Origin of the sequence: Dyadobacter chenwenxiniae, from assembly GCF_022869785.1 — a bacterium.
Taxonomy (GTDB): domain Bacteria; phylum Bacteroidota; class Bacteroidia; order Cytophagales; family Spirosomataceae; genus Dyadobacter; species Dyadobacter chenwenxiniae.
In genome coordinates this window covers 6,218,823-6,236,494 of sequence record NZ_CP094997.1, presented here as the reverse complement: position 1 = coordinate 6,236,494, position 17,672 = coordinate 6,218,823, and the positions used below count along the sequence as shown (strand labels likewise).

At 45.5% G+C, this 17,672-nt stretch carries 15 protein-coding genes; 13 read left to right on the top strand and 2 right to left on the bottom strand.

The genetic code is table 11. From position 1 onward, the window contains the following. Positions 1–11 precede the first annotated feature (11 nt). On the top strand, positions 12–1,982 hold the full coding sequence (locus tag MUK70_RS26770; protein ID WP_234656793.1) for a c-type cytochrome: 1,971 nt from the start codon (positions 12–14) through the stop codon (positions 1,980–1,982). Positions 1,983–2,092: 110 nt separating this feature from the next. Beyond that, on the top strand, positions 2,093–4,633 hold the full coding sequence (locus tag MUK70_RS26765) for a hybrid sensor histidine kinase/response regulator (RefSeq protein ID WP_234656792.1): 2,541 nt from the start codon (positions 2,093–2,095) through the stop codon (positions 4,631–4,633). Here the strand turns inward: MUK70_RS26765 and MUK70_RS26760 are convergent. Then, positions 4,621–5,991: a sigma-54-dependent transcriptional regulator gene (locus MUK70_RS26760; protein ID WP_234608359.1), complete on the bottom strand. Its 1,371-nt coding sequence runs from the start codon at positions 5,989–5,991 to the stop codon at positions 4,621–4,623. The genes MUK70_RS26765 and MUK70_RS26760 overlap by 13 nt on opposite strands. 128 nt (positions 5,992–6,119) lie before the next feature. Further along, entirely contained in the window at positions 6,120–6,428 is a 309-nt protein-coding gene (locus MUK70_RS26755; RefSeq protein WP_234656791.1) for a hypothetical protein, read from the bottom strand. Between the two features lie 572 nt (positions 6,429–7,000). Between MUK70_RS26755 and MUK70_RS26750 the strand changes: the two genes are divergently transcribed. The 11 genes from MUK70_RS26750 (at position 7,001) to MUK70_RS26700 (ending at position 17,607) form a co-directional block, all read left to right on the top strand. Continuing rightward, positions 7,001–7,726, top strand: coding sequence for a ferritin-like domain-containing protein (locus MUK70_RS26750; RefSeq protein ID WP_234656790.1), 726 nt, complete (start codon positions 7,001–7,003; stop codon positions 7,724–7,726). Between the two features lie 28 nt (positions 7,727–7,754). Further along, on the top strand, positions 7,755–8,546 hold the full coding sequence (locus tag MUK70_RS26745; RefSeq protein ID WP_234656789.1) for a ferritin-like domain-containing protein: 792 nt from the start codon (positions 7,755–7,757) through the stop codon (positions 8,544–8,546). Positions 8,547–8,768: 222 nt separating this feature from the next. Further along, on the top strand, positions 8,769–10,001 hold the full coding sequence (locus MUK70_RS26740; protein WP_234656788.1) for a sulfite oxidase: 1,233 nt from the start codon (positions 8,769–8,771) through the stop codon (positions 9,999–10,001). 19 nt (positions 10,002–10,020) lie between these two features. Continuing rightward, positions 10,021–10,443 carry a hypothetical protein gene (locus MUK70_RS26735; RefSeq protein WP_234656787.1) on the top strand — a complete coding sequence of 141 codons (423 nt, stop codon included), beginning with the start codon at positions 10,021–10,023 and terminating at the stop codon, positions 10,441–10,443. A 32-nt stretch (positions 10,444–10,475) separates the two neighbouring features. Continuing rightward, positions 10,476–11,024, top strand: coding sequence for a thermonuclease family protein (locus MUK70_RS26730; RefSeq protein ID WP_234656786.1), 549 nt, complete (start codon positions 10,476–10,478; stop codon positions 11,022–11,024). An 18-nt stretch (positions 11,025–11,042) separates the two neighbouring features. Further along, positions 11,043–11,633, top strand: coding sequence for a hypothetical protein (locus tag MUK70_RS26725; protein ID WP_234656785.1), 591 nt, complete (start codon positions 11,043–11,045; stop codon positions 11,631–11,633). A gap of 97 nt (positions 11,634–11,730) precedes the next feature. Next, positions 11,731–12,897: a hypothetical protein gene (locus MUK70_RS26720; RefSeq protein WP_234656784.1), complete on the top strand. Its 1,167-nt coding sequence runs from the start codon at positions 11,731–11,733 to the stop codon at positions 12,895–12,897. Between the two features lie 81 nt (positions 12,898–12,978). Continuing rightward, positions 12,979–14,370, top strand: a complete 1,392-nt coding sequence (locus MUK70_RS26715) for a hypothetical protein (RefSeq protein WP_234656783.1) — start codon at positions 12,979–12,981, stop codon at positions 14,368–14,370. A 29-nt stretch (positions 14,371–14,399) separates the two neighbouring features. Further along, positions 14,400–14,909 (top strand): GNAT family N-acetyltransferase, encoded by a 510-nt coding sequence (locus tag MUK70_RS26710; protein ID WP_234656782.1) that lies wholly within the window; start codon positions 14,400–14,402, stop codon positions 14,907–14,909. 142 nt (positions 14,910–15,051) lie between these two features. Further along, positions 15,052–16,761 carry an AMP-binding protein gene (locus tag MUK70_RS26705; protein WP_234656781.1) on the top strand — a complete coding sequence of 570 codons (1,710 nt, stop codon included), beginning with the start codon at positions 15,052–15,054 and terminating at the stop codon, positions 16,759–16,761. Positions 16,762–16,875: 114 nt separating this feature from the next. Beyond that, positions 16,876–17,607, top strand: coding sequence for an alpha/beta fold hydrolase (locus MUK70_RS26700; protein ID WP_234656780.1), 732 nt, complete (start codon positions 16,876–16,878; stop codon positions 17,605–17,607). Positions 17,608–17,672: the final 65 nt, after the last annotated feature.

The window sequence follows — 17,672 nt, the reverse complement described above, 5'->3', positions numbered from 1 at the left end:
TTCAATACATAATGAAAAAAATTGCTCACATAGCCTTTGCTCTTCTGGCAACACTTTCCGTGCTCAAAGCGCAGGAGTCCCCGAAAGAAGAAGACTTTTATAAAATCGTTACCCCGCCCATTCCCGAAGGAATTATCCTGGAAGTCGGTGGTTTGACTACAATGCCAAATGGTTCTCTGGCTATTTCCACACGTCGTGGGGAAGTCTGGATCGTGGATAACCCGACAAGCAGGACGCCATTTTTCAGAAAATTTGCGACAGGTCTGCATGAAATTCTGGGGCTAGCTTACAAAGAAGGTGCATTGTATTGCGCACAGCGTGGCGAGCTTACCAAGCTGATTGATAAAAACGGCGACGGCAAAGCGGATGTTTACGAAACCGTTTACGCATGGCCATTATCCGGACATTATCACGAATATTCCTTTGGCCCGAAACTGGCGCCGGACGGAAGCTTTTTTGTAAGTGGTAACGTAGCATTTGGTGACGAAGAATGGTGGAGAGGCGAAAGCCGTGTGCCAGGCCGTGGCTGGATTTTTCACATTACAAACGACGGGAAATACGAACCATACGCAACAGGCGTTCGCTCCCCTGCGGGAATAAGCATGCTGAACGGCGAATTGTTTTACACAGACAACCAGGGAGACTGGATGGGAACTGGTGCTATTTTCCAGGTTAAAAAAGGCGGCTTCATGGGCCACCCGGCTGGTTTAAAATGGGCAGGATTGCCAAACTCACCTGTTAAGCTTACAGAAAAGCAATTTTTCGCTGAGCGCGACAACCGCCAGAACAAAGACGACAAAGGACGCGCTATCAAGCCTGAAAATACAGGAAATGAAACGCCTCAATTCCTTTATCAATTGAAAGAAAAATATGACATGGTGCAGCTTCCGGCTGTTTGGTTGCCTTATGGTGTGCACGGCGTTTCTACTTCTGAGCTCATTTTGGATAACACGCAGGGAAATTTCGGACCATTTACGGGGCAGGTTTTCGTGGGTGATCAGGGACAAAGCAACATTATGCGTGTGGTTTTAGAAAAAGTAAAAGGCGAATATCAGGGCGCAAGCATTGGTTTCCGCAGCGGATTCCAGTCGGGCGTTTTGCGTATGGCTTTTGATAAAGACGGTTCCATGTTCGTGGGTGAAACCAACCGGGGTTGGGGATCGGCAGGTGATGCTAACCAGGGCTTGCAGCGTTTGGTCTGGAATGGTAAAATGCCATTTGAAATGTACACAGTAAAAGCGCAACCTGACGGTTTTGAAATCGAATTCACAATGCCGGTTGACCGCAAATCAGCAGAAGATCTTGATTCTTATAATGTTAGCAGCTATTTGTACAAACATTATCCGGTCTACGGAAGCCCTCCTATCGACACGAAGGCTGTGAAAGTAGTGGGTGTGAAAGTTTCGGATGATGCGAAGAAAGTAAGGATCGTTTTGGATGGCATGCGTCAATATTATGTGCATAAAATCCAGCTCGAAGGCGTTCGTGCTGCGACCAACAGCTGGTCGCTGGTTCACACAGATGCTTATTATACATTGAACAACATTCCAGACGGTGAAAAACTGAAAGTGTCGGAGCTAAAAACAACCCGGTCGGGCGCGACCCGGTCAGGCGCGACCGGGTCAGGAAAAGCGGCTTCTTCTGTTGCTGCTCCTGAAAAAGAGCACGTTTCTCCGGATGGAAAAGGCAAAGCCGCAGCTGGGACTGCTTCAACATCAAAAATCCCGACTTGGGCAGAAGTGAAACCGCTTTTGGAAAAAAACACCTGTCTGGCTTGCCATACAATTGACAAAAAAGTGGTAGGACCATCCTACACAGACGTTGCAAAACGTAAATACAGCAACGAGAAGATCGTGGATCTGATCTACAATCCTAAGCCGGAAAACTGGCCGGATTACGCCACGCCAATGCCTCCTATGCCGCAAGTATCGAAAGAAGATGCTTCAAAAATTGCATCATGGATCAATTCTCTTGGTAAATAACACTGCACTTTCGCTGCTGCGAAATGAGCTTGAAATGTCCATAGAAAGGCTGCCCGATATGATGGGCAGCCTTTTTTCGTTATATTCACATTGTGTACTATTAAGCCGTTATGTCCGCTCTTCGTGACCTTTTTTTCCTAAAATCAGTCAAAGGCAAAGTCTTGCTCGGCTTTTTGCTTGCGTCGCTTGCTCTGGGCACGTCGTGGATTATCAGCAAAAAGGCTTTTGAAGATATGCTGATCAAGCTGGAAGTAATGTCCACGCCAAATGATAAACTCCGGCTGGTTAATAAAATATTCAAGAATATTCTTCAGCTCGACCACTTACAAAATACACGGACATTAAAAGGCGAAGAAAAAAACGAGCAGGTTTTGGCCCAGTCCAAGGAGCTTATGGCAACGTTGGATTCCCTGAACGAGTTAAGCCTGGGAGACGATATGCAGATCATTCGCATCGATTCCATGAAGACCCTGCTGGAAGAGCGCGATAAAATTTACGGAAAGTATATAAAAGTGCGTTCGAAGCTGGTTAATAACAAAGATCTTGAAGATGAAGTAAAGACCATTTCCGGGCTGATCACCACAAAGCTGAAGCCCGACAGCACGGTTGTCAAAACGGAAAAGAGGACCACTACAACAACCGTTTACACCGAGTTACCCGATTCCCTTCAAAAGGCAAGCCAGAAGAAAGGATTTTTCAATCGGGTCTTCGGCGGATCAAAGAAAGCCAGGAAAAACGCGCCACCGCAACCTGCAAAAGTTGTTCAGAAGCAGGAAGTCAACGTGCAGGTAGACACAATAACTGTTGCGCAGGAAGACAGCACCATTGAAAAGGTGGGGGAAGCCGTGCATGCGATTGAGAAATCTCAGAAAATAAGAACCACCAGTTTTGTAGACAGGGAGCAAGAGCTTGCGGCTGCAGGCAATTCGCTGGTGCAGCAGCTTCTGGATGTAATGCAGGAGGTAGAAGGCGAAGTGCTCAAAGAATCGGATCTGGAAGGTGCGCGCTCAAAGAACATTGTAACCGGCAGCATTAACACACTGGAATACATCATGCTTGGCTTCTTTTTCCTCACGGCCATGCTGGCTTACCTTATTTTCACAGACATCACCAAGAGCAACGAATATCGCAGCCAGCTCGAAGAGGCAAAAGAGGAGGCAGAGTATCATAGCATGGCCAAGCAGCGGTTTTTATCCAACATGAGCCATGAGATCCGCACACCGCTGCAATCCATTATCGGATATACCGAAGCATTAAAAAAGGACGAAAAACCGAAACGGCAGGATCTGGAAACACTGCATTCGGCCTCAGAACACCTTCTGCACCTGGTGAACGAAGTGCTGGATTACAGCCGCATCATTTCCGACCGGTTTACATTTGAAGAAAGGACATTTGCTATCACGCCGCTGCTTAATGAGGTTATTCAAATGCTGCGACCGACGGCAACTTCAAAAGGGCTTACATTAAAGCTGGAAAACGGGCTTTCTTCAAAACTATATCTGAATGGAGATCCTTTCCGCCTGCGGCAGATCCTTTACAACCTGCTTACCAATGCCATTAAATTTACAGAGACGGGCGAAGTGGTTTTACAGGTTACCGGTTTTGAAAGTGACAGCGATCTTGAAATAGAATTCCAGATCTCGGATACGGGCATTGGCTTGTCACCGGAACAAGTTCAGCGTGTCTTCAACCAATTCGAGCAGGCCGACCCTTCCATTTCACGAAAATATGGTGGCACCGGACTTGGTCTCAGCATTGTAAAAGCCTTGGTAGAAGGCATGTCGGGCAACATTAAAGTTAAAAGCACGCTGGGTAAGGGCACGACTTTTTTTGTAACCACCCGTATGAAAAAAGCAGAAACACTGGAAATAGCCCCAGAGGAAACATACGAAAGAAATTATAATGTTGCAGGGAAAGTGTGGCTGGTTGACGATGATGCTTTCATCCTTAAATGGTGCGCATCTGTCCTGGAAATGAACGGCATTCTGCACACCTGTTTTTCTTCCGCCGAGGAGGTTTTGAGCAGACCGTGGGACCCGCAGGTCCGGTTTGTCCTGACGGATATGCGCATGCCCGGCATGAATGGTGCCGAGCTTTGCAAACGTCTTCGCCAATCGGCTTCCGAAGAAACCAAATTCTTCGTTTTAACTGCACAGGCACTCCCCGAAGAGCGGTTAGGCTTACTAGGGATGGGTTTTGATGGTTATCTAATGAAACCTTTCCATTCCAATGAGCTGCTGGAATTATTAGAAGCTTCGTCTCCGAAGGCTGATATGCCGACCAACATCCCAATCACAAATCCTGATACCGAGCTTGATTTCTCATCGTTAAATGAAATGACTTTCGGCGATGAAAGCCTTCTCAGAGAGATTTTGGAACAATTTGTAAAGGATTCCAGAAAGGATGTTAGCGATCTCGCCCTGCATATACAAAACAATGAATTCGAGAAAGTTCAGGAACTGATGCACCGTATGGCTGGCCGTACCGGCCAGATCGGCGCCCGGGAACTGTCTGCAAAATTCCGACAGTGCGAAATCGCGTTGCGCGAAGATCCGGCTCAGGTTCCTAAATCAGAATTGCAACGGATTGTGAAAAATGCGGCAATCGTGGTCGAACAAGTGGAAGAAAGGGCCCTGGCTTACTCGATATGATATTTTTCTATCTTGTAGTAAAGTGTTTTTCTGTCAATATTCAACAGTTTCGCGGCTTTACTCTTGTTATAACGCACTTCCTGCAAAACCTTCTCAATCATTTCCTTTTCATGCGTTTCCTGCAAAGCTTTCAGGTCTGATCCCGCTGGTTTTTGCTGATCTTCCAAAGCTGTAATCATTTCAGCCGGCAACGCGTTTAATGTTGCCACTTCTTCCTTTGAAAGCAATACGAGGCGTTTGATCACATTATTCAGCTCACGCAGATTTCCCGGCCAGTCGTATTTATGAAAAACCTCCATTACTTCTTTGGACAGTTCCCGCACATTCCTACCTAACTCTTCGTTCGCTTTTTCTACAAAATGTTGAATAAATATGCCCAGGTCCTCACCTCTTTTGCGGAGTGGCGGCACTTCAATTTTAAATTCGTTCAATCTGTGATAAAGGTCATCGCGGAAATCGCCATTGGCAGCGTTCACCATCAGGTCTTCATTGGTTGCCGCTATAAGCCTTACATCCACCTTGATTTGCTGCGTGGCACCTATGGGCACAATAATACGCTCTTGCAAAGCCCGCAAAAGCTTGATCTGAACATCATAACCGAGGTTACCGATCTCATCCAGGAACAATGTCCCGCCGTCAGCCGCCTCGAACTGCCCGATCTTATCCTGCAATGCGCCCGTGAATGCTCCCTTTTTATGGCCAAAAAGCTCACTGGCCGCCAACTCTTTTGATAATGATCCGCAGTCGATGGCGACAAACGGGCCATTATTACGTTTGCTCATTTTATGGATGGATTTCGCCACGTGCTCCTTCCCGGTGCCGCTTTCTCCCTGTATGATCACAGACATATCCGTGGGTGACACCAGGCGGACATATTCGTAAAGCTGTTTTGAAATCTTGCTTTTACCCTCAATAAATTCCAGCGATTGCTTGTCAGTCTTCGCACCGGTTTTTGTTTTAGGAGTTGCCTTTGTATCTGTGGATTCCGCTTTATTAAGCGCTTCCCGTAATACCATAAGCAGTTCCTCCGGGTTAACGGGTTTGGTTATGTAATCGAAAGCGCCAATTTGCATGGCTGTCACAGCTGTACGTACATCGTGGAAACTTGTCATGATAAATGCAGCCGTACGGTTTCCTTCACTTCTCAGCGCTTTCAAAAAATCAACCGAGTTGCCATCGGGGAGACGGTAATCCAGCATTAACACTTCAAACGGTTCGTTGGAATCACTATTCTTCAGTGCTTCCCTTGCTTCTTTGATATTGGAACAAACTTTAACCTGATGGCCATGCTTACCAAGAAAATTGCTTAGCAGCTTTGAGAATGTTGTATCGTCTTCAACGAGGAGCAGGTGAGCCATGGATTTTTAATTATCAAAAATAAATTACTAAACGAGCGGGGTAGCGTAAAATTATAAAAACAAAAGTCAAAAAGCCGGAGAATTCTCCGGCTTTTCATTGAGAGCTGACAAATATATCAAGAAATGCTTCAATCAACTTTCTTTCCATATTTATCCAAATTGATGACCGTAGACTCTTCTCCTTTTTTAGCATTCACCTCAAAATATTGAGAATTATCCTCTTTCGTGACTAAAAAAGCGCTGGTCACCTGCCACCCTGCATAAGCGTCGCCGGACAACGTATTTTTGACTGCTTCTGGTAAATCGTCCGGTCTCACCGCCACCTTACCCTGTGTGCTGCACAGCGCGAAGGTTCCTGCTTTTGTCGTATTTGCCTGCACTTCTGTTGCACCCAAAATGGTCATTAACAAGGCAGGCAGTATCAGTTTCTTCATCATGTTTGATCGTGTAAGGTAAACCTGTGGAAGCAGCACGGAATAATATAATGCCACTTTCAGGAATATACAAATTAAGTTGATAATCAGATATTAACAAATTTTCTACCCTTCCCCATCTCATGCTGCGTGCACAATGTCTCAACATGTTGTAGCATTTCACGTCAAGCGCACAATGCTTGCCGTGAAAATTCCCCCTCAGGAAACGCTGGCAAAGGATCTTAAAAATAATCCAAATTTTTTCGCCTATTCTCTCCAATAAAACAACATAATAATTTATATTTGAGTCAAAATTATTAGTATATAATTTGTAGCAGTAAATCTACAAGTTATCAGCTTCACAATTAGCTCACTTAGCTATCACGGCATAAAAATATATTTACTCAGCGTTATTTTATTAAATATCGGTTAGTCTGAAAGCATCAGGAGTCTAGTAATAGGCTCTTTTTGCTTTTTAACCCCTTTCAAAAAAAATACCCTTTTTCCCTTCCATTGATCTAAAGTAAATAAGAGGGCGTAGGTCTGTAAAATCTTTTCGATACCCGAAAGGAAAGTCAAGAAACCTTTTTATTGCTATGAACAGACTAATGAAATCAAAAAACAACTCCGGAAAGGAAGAAGGGGAAATCACGTCAGTAGTAAACAGACGTCTGTTTTTGCGTTCTGCCGGATTGGCCACATCGCTCGGAACTATTGTCATTGCTGCTGCATGTAACGATGATGATCCGGACCCAATGATCCCCGGAACAGGTGACACCGTTGACCTGGGTTCAGGAGATGTAGGTGTATTGAACTATGCATACGCGCTGGAACAATTGGAAGCCGCATTCTACACACAGGTTATTGCTACACCATATTCAGGAATGACCGACGCGGAAAAAACGATCCTTACCGATATCCGCGACCACGAAATTATTCACCGCGACTTTTTCAAAGCTGCATTGGGCGACAAAGCGATCAAAGGACTTACGCCAAATTTCGCTGCCATTGATTTCACAAAACGCGATGCTGTACTGGGCGCAGCCAAGCTTTTTGAGGATACAGGCGTTGCGGCGTACAATGGTGCAGGAAAACTGATCAAAGATGATGGTTATTTGGTGCTTGCCGGAAAAATCGTTTCCGTTGAAGCCCGTCACGCTGCGGTTATCCGTGATCTGATCAATCCTAAATCTGTTGACTTTGCAGGCGACGACATCATTAATGGTGACGGATTTGACAAAGCGGTTGCCCCGGCCGATATCCTCGCTGCCGTAAAGGGTTACGTAAAGGACACCATCACAGGTGCCAACGTAGGTAAATAATTTAAAACACTAATTTGATTCAGAAACAATGGATATTTTCAAAATTATAGATGATTTTCAAAGAATTGACGGAGATGCAGCGGGCCGACTTGAGTACGCTACACGTCGTCACTTCATGAGTAAAATAGGCAGTAAACTAGCAACAGTTGCAGTTCCTACTGTCTTTGCATCAATCGTAAACAAAGCATTTGCACAGTCTGCAACAGCCATTGAAGTGTTAAATTACGCTTTGACGCTGGAATACCTGGAAGATGAGTTTTACAAAGCCGGAAATGCAGCTGCTAACCTGATCCCTGCATCAGATAAAGCAATTTTCGCTCAAATCGGCAAGCACGAAACGCAACACGTAGCATTCCTTGTGAAAGCATTGGGCGCTAAGGCGATTAAAAAACCAACATTCGACTTCCAATATGGCGGCGCTTTTGGTGATGTTTTTACCAATTACAAAACATTCGTAACAGTTTCAAGTGCATTGGAAGATACAGGCGTTCGTGCCTATAAAGGACAAGCCACTGCATTAAAGGCTGATCCGCAAATCCTGGAATATGCATTGCAAGTTCACTCTGTGGAAGCACGTCACGCAGCTGTTGTCCGCAGATTGGCGGCGACTGTAACTGCAAATCCTGCTATGAAAGGCTGGATTACAGGAAAAGAAGGCGCTGTACCCGCGATTTATGCTGGTGAGGAAAACATGACACAAGGCGGTGTAAACCTGAAAGGCCTTGCTTCCAAATCGGATGCGGCTGTTACAGAAGCATTTGACGAACCATTGACAAAAGCAGCGGTGCTTGCCATTGCGGGGCCGTTTATCAAAGCATAGTAACGCATAATGTAGATTCTCCTGTCGAACGTATACATACACTTATTTTAAGTGAGTAATGTTCTGAGTGTCAGTACACACTATTATCTTGAAGCGAGAGGTTGTCCGAAGGGCAGCCTCTTTTTTATTAAATATCCCTTAAATCGGTATAATCGGGTGCTTTAATAATATGGTTTACGTAAATTCGACGTTTGATATTTTGAACTATTTCTGAACCTCGTAATGAATTCTGCATCTGACCGACGCGACTTTTTGAAGCAAAGCAGCCTGGTTGCACTAGCTGCCGCAATGGGTACAAACATTGTTTTTGCGGACAAAATGCCCAAAGGTTATGTCCCGCTTCTATTTGATGAAAAGGACGCGTTGAAAGGCAAAAGCCTGGAAATGATCGTTCAGGGAGATAAGCCCTGGAATGTGGAAGCTCCCGTCCATTTGCTCGATGACCGCATTACGCCGGTAGACAAGATGTTTATCAGAAACAACGGACTTATCCCGGAAACAATCGATGCTGCTTCCTGGACGCTGACCATCGACGGGGAATCGGTAAAAGCATCGAAGACTTACACGCTCGCAGAATTGAAAAAGAAATTTAAGCATTACACTTACCAGCTGGTCCTTGAATGTGGCGGTAACGGCCGCTCGGGCTTTCAGCCGCAGGCATCGGGCAATCAATGGGGACAAGGCGCAGTACATTGTGCAGAATGGACCGGTGTCCGTCTGAAAGATGTACTGGCCGATGTTGGCGTCAGAGGCGATGCGGTTTACATTGGCTACCACGGAAAAGACCAGCATTTGAGCAAAGACCCGAAAAAAGAATCCATTTCCCGCGGCGTGCCGATGTCCAAAGCCATGGAGGATGAAACGATCATTGCCTGGCAATTGAATGGTAAGGATATCCCAGAATTCCACGGTTATCCATTGCGGTTGGTCATTGGTGGCTGGCCGGCATCCGTTTCGGGCAAATGGCTTAGCCGGATCTCCGTTCGTAATAAAGTGCACGATGGCGCCAAAATGGAAGGCCACAGTTATAAAATGCCTAAAAGCCCCGTTTCACCGGGCGAAGATGTGCCGCAAACAGATGAATATTTCAAGATCATTGAATCCATGCCTGTAAAATCGCTCATTACTTTTCCAAAATCGGGAGCAATGATTGCGCCTGACGCCGAACTGGCATTACGCGGACATGCATGGGCGGGCGACCGCGCGATCAAAAAAATGGAAGTTTCGATTGACTTCGGCGCAACGTGGAAGGACTGCAAGCTGGAAGCACCTGCTAACCGGCTGGCGTGGCAACATTGGAGCGCTAAGGTGAAATTTCCATCAAAGGGTTATTATGAAGTCTGGGCAAAAGCGACCGACGACAAAGGAAATGCGCAGCCTATGGTTATACCCGCTTGGAATCCGGGTGGTTACCTGAACAATGCGTGCGAGCGAATCGCGGTTAAAGTGGGTTAATTATTGAAAAATCCCTGCAATGCATTTGATCAAAAATAAAAATCTTTGTCTGCTGCTTACCCTTTTCCTTTTTATAGGATTGGTTTCAACCGCTTTTCGCTCCAAAACACGTATCGAAAATCGGTCAGGAATAGTAAAAGTGGCTTTGGACACTACAAAAACAGACAAGGAAACCGGACTGGTAACGGATCCGAACCTGTATATGGTGAAGGCGCAGTGTACAAGCTGTCATTCGTCTAAACTGATCATTGCCAATCGCTTTACAAGAGACGGCTGGAAGCAGAAAATTCGCTGGATGCAGGCCAACCATAACCTTTGGGACCTTGGCGAAACAGAAAAACAGGTGCTCGATTACCTGGAAAAACATTACGCGCCAACGGCAACAGCCGCCCGCAGGAAGCCCCTCAACGACATTAAGTGGTACAAGCTTGAAGAACAGTGAAAGTGATTGGAGTGAAAGTAATTAGAGTAAAAGTGAGTAGAGTAAAATCCCATGTTTTGATTGCGCTGACAGTTATCCTCGCGCTTTCATCTTTTAATAATGACATTGCAAGTCGCCTTCAAAATGCCAATATTCAGCAGCATTACGACTTACCAAATCCTTTAAAGGCAGAGGTTATCGGGATTCAGGATGGCGACACTATTGAGCTGAAATTTCTTTTCTCCGGCAAAAAAGCAGGTCAGAGAATGGGCAAACCGATCAGGATCAGGCTATTGCATGTGAATTGCCCGGAGCGCGGAAGACCATATTATAAAGTTGCGAAGCAGTATACAAGCCAGCAATGTTTCCGCAAGACGGTTCAGATCAGGCATGCAGGTAATTTCGATAAATACGGCAGGTTATTGGGTGAAGTTGTGCTTCCGAATAACAGGATCTTGAATAAGGAGTTGGTAAAAGCCGGACTGGCAGTGCATTTCAAAAAGTATTCAAAAAGTCAGGAATATTCCAATCTGGAAATTCAGGCTAAGAAGCAAAAACTGGGCATTTGGAGCCAGCCATCTACATTTTTTGGTCAGCTATAATTACAAATTAAACCACAAATGTCTTCATCGTCAGCGCTTTTTCAGATACTATATCAAAACGAAACATTGTTCCGTGTGGGGGCGAGTGCTGCGCCGGAGGTTGTGGAAAAACCAGTCATTAAGGAGCCTGAGCCCGCTGCCGTAATCGCCGAAACTCCGACCATCATTGCCAAGCCCATCTCCCAAACGCCATCCGTAGCGTCTGCGCCGACATTGCCAGTTGCTGATTTCCCGGCATTGCTGCATAGCATCCTGATCCTCATCGACGCGCCTAAACAGAAAGAAATGGCTGCATCGGAGTCTGTATTTTTGGACAATATCCTTAAAGCAGTCGGTCACTCTGTGGAGAAAGCGGACATTGTTAATTACAGTTTCCTAAAAGGTCCGGACGCGCGAAAAGTGCTGTCAGAAAAGAAAACCAATTTCTTCATCACCTTCGGCGTGCCGCTCATTAAGCTGCATTTGGACCTGCTACTGATGCCTTACACACCGAAATTAGTCGATGGAGTCTGGTTCCTGCTCACAGATACATTGCCCGTCATCGAGGCTGATCGTAATTTGAAGAAAAAATTATGGCAGGCTTTACAGAAGATGTTTGAAATGTCCTAATTACCAGATGCTTACCTTTTTTAATAGCCGGTCATCACAATAATGTAGCAATTTTCTCTGTTTTCATGGATAATCGCAGGTTAACCCATGAAAAACAATGGCAAAATTGACTGAACTGATTGCGAACTGGTTCCGCCCCAACGCATCCGACGCGGACCAATACTATGATGATGAGCCTGTTGAAAACGAAACAGCTCCCAACGCTCCCTCCGATTATTCTCCTTTAACCAACGCTGCCTCATCCTTGCCGGAAAACCGTTCCCAGATTATTACATCTGCAACGACCAAGCCTGTGCAAATGCCTGAACCGGCAGTGAGTGAGGTTCCGGAAATACAGAAAGTGGAAGTCATCATTCCGTATTGGCTGGAAGACGAAGATACATTGCGTGACGAAGGCGTGCTGTTCGGACTTTCGGAATCCGATCCGCATGAAAAGACAGACATTATCCAGAAATATTTCTCCAATCTGGCAGCAGGATACAACGCCAGCATTGAACAGCATAATGAACGTATTCAGGAGTTTAACCTTTTTATCGGGCAGAAAAATAACCGTATTGAGGAATTAAAGGACAAATTAAAAAACCCGGTTAACAACACTGAGCGCGAGCATCACCTACCCCGCACATTGATCGGCATAAGCCTTTGCATTGCTATGTGTATCGGTAACTTTTTCCTGATCCGGGAGTCTCTCAAACCGGCATTCGCGGACAATTCGTGGATTGCGCTGGGTGTATTCCTGGCTGGGATGTTCAGTTTATTTGGCAAAATTTCTCTTTTTCACGACACCGATTCGCGCGTGACGTGGAAGTCGCTGCTGGAAGAGATCGGGCTTCCTTTTGCGGCAGCATTGTTTGTGTTTGCTAATGTGATCACATATCAGACCTGGTGGCAGGCATTTGCGCTGTTTGTGTTCGTTTTCTTCCTTTTTATGTTCGCAGGAAAGCTTTTGCTAAGCAACATTACGGTTTTATGGAACGACACAAAGGCTTGGCTCAACATTAGAAAAGACAGCCAGGAATTTGCTGACAATAACTATAACTGGGAAACGGAATGCCAGACGCTTCAAGAGGAAATTGACCAGTTGCGCGTCAAAAAATGGCAAATACTCCGGGAGCAAAGCACAGCTGAGACCGAGCGGGATCGGCTTTACGCAAAAAGGGATATGTTGGTTAAACTTTTCGAAAGTGAGTTTTTCCTGGCTAGAAGGATGAAAAACGAGCTGAGCACGAGGCAGCTAAATTTGATCCGAAAAAGCAGAGATTAATGTTCCCGGGCATGGCTTTTTCGAAGCTGAGCCTGGTATTTTATCAAAATTCATTTTCGATCATACAAAATACATAAAGTCATGAACGAGCAGAATCCAAACCAGGGCGGTGATTTTCAGCACGGATATTCCAGTGGAATTGAAGGCATTGACCGCCAGGTGTACGAAGCATACTTGTCCAGTAATGTAAATCACGACTGGATTATTGAAAGAATTAACACCAAGAAAGAAGAACTTTTTTCAGTAAAAAATAAGCAGCAGGAAACGATCCGGCAGCACAAAACGGCCTACGACAAGCTGCAAAACGAGGTGATGGGCCTTAATAATACTGCAAAAAAGATCCAGGATAGTGAAAAGTCAATCGCTGAGATCGATGCCGTCACCGAGGAGTTAAGGGAAAAACGCACGAGCAAAGCGCCATCCTATTCCTTAATTGCAGGGCTGATATTTCTGGCCGCGGGTATCTCTTTCATTGCGGGTGACTTGATCATTTCGCACGAAATTGTGGCATATGCGCTGAATATCAGGAACTCCAATGAAGCCTGGGCATTTGCAATCGGTTTAGCCATGTTGTCAATTCTTTTGAAACCTGCCTATGACCGTTTGGTGGAAGAACCCTACCATAGAAACGAAACGCCAAAGGCGAGATCTCGCTATGCGGGCTTTAAATTGGTTCTCTCCATTTTCGCCATTGTTACATTAATCATTTTAGGCTGGTTCCGTTATGAAGCTTACCGCACCGATAAGCTGAAAGAAGCGATCAACAAGTCTGTCAAAAACTTGCAATTAAATGCCGTTGACCCGTTGACAGGCGCTCCGGTAAACAGCCCTGAACTGACAAACAAAATCGAAGAAGCGCTTCGAAACTCCGATCAACTGAACCTGGATCTTGTCAATAGTCCGTGGGCATTACTTTCCTTCGTATTAAGCGGTGTGCTTTTTGCGGTTGCAGGTGCGGTTTCACTGGGTATGGCGTTGCCGGTGTTACAAGGATTTTGGTATCGATGGCTCCAAATTGATCCCAAATTATGGCGGCTAAGACGCAGAAGAAAACGGATTTTAAGACAAATGGAGCCGCTGCAAGAAGCCCTGACCGCTCATTTGACACAAAAAAGCATTCTTGAAAACGACATTGCCGTAATGCCTGCCCTGGAAGAATTGAAACAGGAAGAATCGCAGATCAAAGCGGAGATTGAAAATCTGGAAGCGGAACGCAGAAAAACACTGACCGACACCCGCGTTCATTCGTATGGAGATGGCTATGCGCACGGTCAGGTGAGCAGGGATGTAATGGGAGAGGAAGAATATGATGCATGGAGAAACAGCCATTTAACAGTTTCCAACCTTGCTTTACGCGCCAAATCCAATGCTTCCGCAGATCGCGCAGTTCCCAGGTCACGGGCCACCGGAATGCGCCCGCATCAGGCCATCCGGAAAGCAATAACTGACCGGTTTGACGAAAACAACTCATAATGTTCTAAATTGGGGGTTAAATTATCAATATGATTCTAACCCCCAATTTAAGGATTGTGCCCTGCGACGATACGCTTTTCGATGCCATTCGCATGGGTAATAATGCATTAGCACGCGTAATGGGTGTTAATGTTCCCAAGAAGTGGACCGAGTTTCGGGACACCTTTACTCCTTCTTACCATCGCTGGAAGGCCCACCCTCCTTTGCGTGACTGGTGGGTTTATTTGATTATACACATTCCCGACAACATGCTGATCGGCTCTTGCGGCTACAAGGGCGAACCGGATGCCAGTGGAATGGTTGAGATTGGTTATGAAATCACGTCTTCCCACAGATCCAAAGGTTTGGGTGCAGAAACGGCCAAAGGGTTAACCGTGCATGCATTCGCACAGCCGGGTGTCCACAAAATAGTTGCGCATACTCTCAGAGAGGAAAATGCTTCTGTAAAAATCCTTGAAAAAATAGGTTTTAAGCAAATAGAGGATGTAAACGATCCCGATGAAGGGCCCCTTTGGCGATGGGAACTGGCACGGAAATAATTCTTTGCGCGCTTATCCGTTATAATTGGAGAATTATTGTTTTTTAAAAAATTTATTGGACTAGATCAATATTTCCTTTGGTTATTGTTACCTTGATTTTTAAAAACGCACGCATTTTTGCACCCTTTTCCATTTCTGAATTATGATCGCTATATCAAAGGATACCTATCCGTGGCTGAAAAATTATCCGGAAGGCATCCCCTACGAAATAAACCCCGACGCATACGGTTCCCTCCTCGAAATGATGGAAATCAGCTTCCGTGATAACGCGGAGAAGCCTGCCTACACCAACATGGACAAGCAGCTTACATTTGGGCAGGTTGATGTGCTATCCAGAAATTTCGCAGCTTATTTACAAGGACTGGGCCTGGTTCAGGGTGACCGGATCGCCATTCAAATGCCTAATCTGCTGCAATATCCTGTGGCAATGATGGGCGCTTTGCGTGCTGGTTTGGTAATTGTCAATACCAACCCGCTTTATACGCCGCGTGAAATGCAGCATCAGTTTAAAGATTCGGGTGCCAAAGCGGTCGTGATCCTGGCGAATTTTGCGGTTAACCTGGAAAAGATCATTGCAAATACGAATATTCAGCATGTCATCATTACAGAGATCGGCGATCTTTTAGGCTTTCCAAAAAAGCTAATCGTTAATGCAGTGGTGAAATACGTGAAGAAGATGGTCCCGAAATACAATGTTCCGGAAGCCGTTTCCTTTTCACAAGCACTTTCCATTGGCGCCAGCCGTGAATACAAAAGACCGAATGTCTCTGGAATTGACATTGCTTTTATCCAATATACAGGCGGCACGACCGGCGTTTCAAAAGGCGCAATGCTTACACACCGCAACCTGATTGCAAATGTAGAAGGCATTAATGAATGGTTGATGTCCAAAATGAGGCGTTCGCCGGCAAAAGGGCAACTTACCATTGTGGGTGCGCTGCCTTTGTACCATGTTTTTGCATTGACAATCAATGGCCTGTGTGGCATTAAATGGGGTGCGCTCAATATCCTGATCACCAATCCAAAGGATATTCCCGCATTTGTAAAGGAATTGAAGAAATTCAAATTCCATATTTTCCCTGGCCTGAATACATTGTTCAACGGCCTGATGAACAATCCCGATTTTGCTTCTATTGATTTTTCTGAACTGAGAATTACCATTGCCGGCGGCATGGCTTTGCAAAAAGTGGTGGCCGAACGCTGGGAAAAAATAACCGGCTGTCCACTTGTGGAAGGTTACGGGTTATCCGAAACCTCCCCGGTGCTTTCTGTAAATCCGCTGGATGATCATCATAAGTCGGGCACGATAGGACTTCCGTTCCCCAGCACAGAAATGCGCATCCTGAAAGATGACGAAACCTGGGCTGCGCTAGGCGAAAAAGGAGAAATTTGTGCCAAAGGCCCCCAAATTATGCTGGGTTATTACAACCGCCCGGATGAAACTGTGAAAGTGATTTTTGAAGACGAAGGCGGCAGGTGGTTTAAGACCGGCGATATCGGGTATGAAGATGAAGACGGTTTCTTCAAAATCGTGGACCGGAAGAAAGATATGATCCTGGTTTCCGGTTTTAATGTGTATCCCAATGAAATTGAAGAAGTCGTTTCGCAATGTCCTGGTGTATTGGAAGTCGCGTGTGTAGGCGTGCCGGACGAAAAATCGGGGGAGATGGTAAAGATCTTTGTTGTCAAAAAAGATCCAGCGCTGACGGAAGAGAAAGTGAAGGCGTTTTGCAAGGAAAATTTGACCGGATATAAGATTCCGCGCAGCATAGAATTCAGAAGTGAATTGCCTAAAACCAATGTGGGTAAAATTCTCAGAAGAGCATTGCGGGAAGAAGAGATGGCCAGTTGAAAAATAGGCCGAATCAGCACTTGCAACGCAATCTATTCGTCTAAAAAAGCCCGGAAAGCCTAAGGTTTATGTATATTTAGCCAAACAAGTTCTCAACCTTGAAAGCAAATCTATATGAATCTACACCGGAAAACTTTGGTATTGTTACACGGACATGGCATAGATGATACGATTTGGGATAACCTTGATGCCGCGCTTAATGAAGATTTCACAATAGTCAGGCCCAATATTTCCTTATTCACATTCTGCCAGTCTGTTGAAGATTATGCAGACGAATTGCACCGGTTTCTGACCAACGCTAACATTACGAAATGCACATTGATCGGCCACTCGATGGGCGGTTATATTGCCCTTGCATTTGCCGACAAATACATGGACATGCTGGAAGGCTTCGGGCTGTTTCACTCCACTGCCTATGCCGACGACGAGGCAAAAAAACACCAGCGTAACCAAACCATTGAATTGCTGAAAAACCATGGTACCGAGGCATTTGTAAAAAATACAGCCGGAAATCTTTTTGGAGAGCGTTACAAAGAACTTTATCCCGACCGGGTTAAGGAACACATTACCCATTTCGGAAAACTTCCCGCAGAAGCACTCATTGCCGGCATTAACGCCATGCGCAGTCGGCCAGACCGCACGGCCGTGCTCACGCGGATGCCATTCCCGGTTTTGTTCATTATCGGAATGCAGGACAAGCTGATTCCGTTTGAAAGCGTGATCACATTGTCTGAATTTCCAAAGCAAAGCTACCCCTTCATCCTTTCCGAAGCCGGACATTTGGGGATGGTAGAGCGACCAGACGCTACTGCACGGATGATCAACTGGTATATGGGAAAAATTTAAGTCAGAAAATCCGCAATTCCCTGATCTAAAACAGGTCATCGTTCGTTATGTACACTTGAACGATG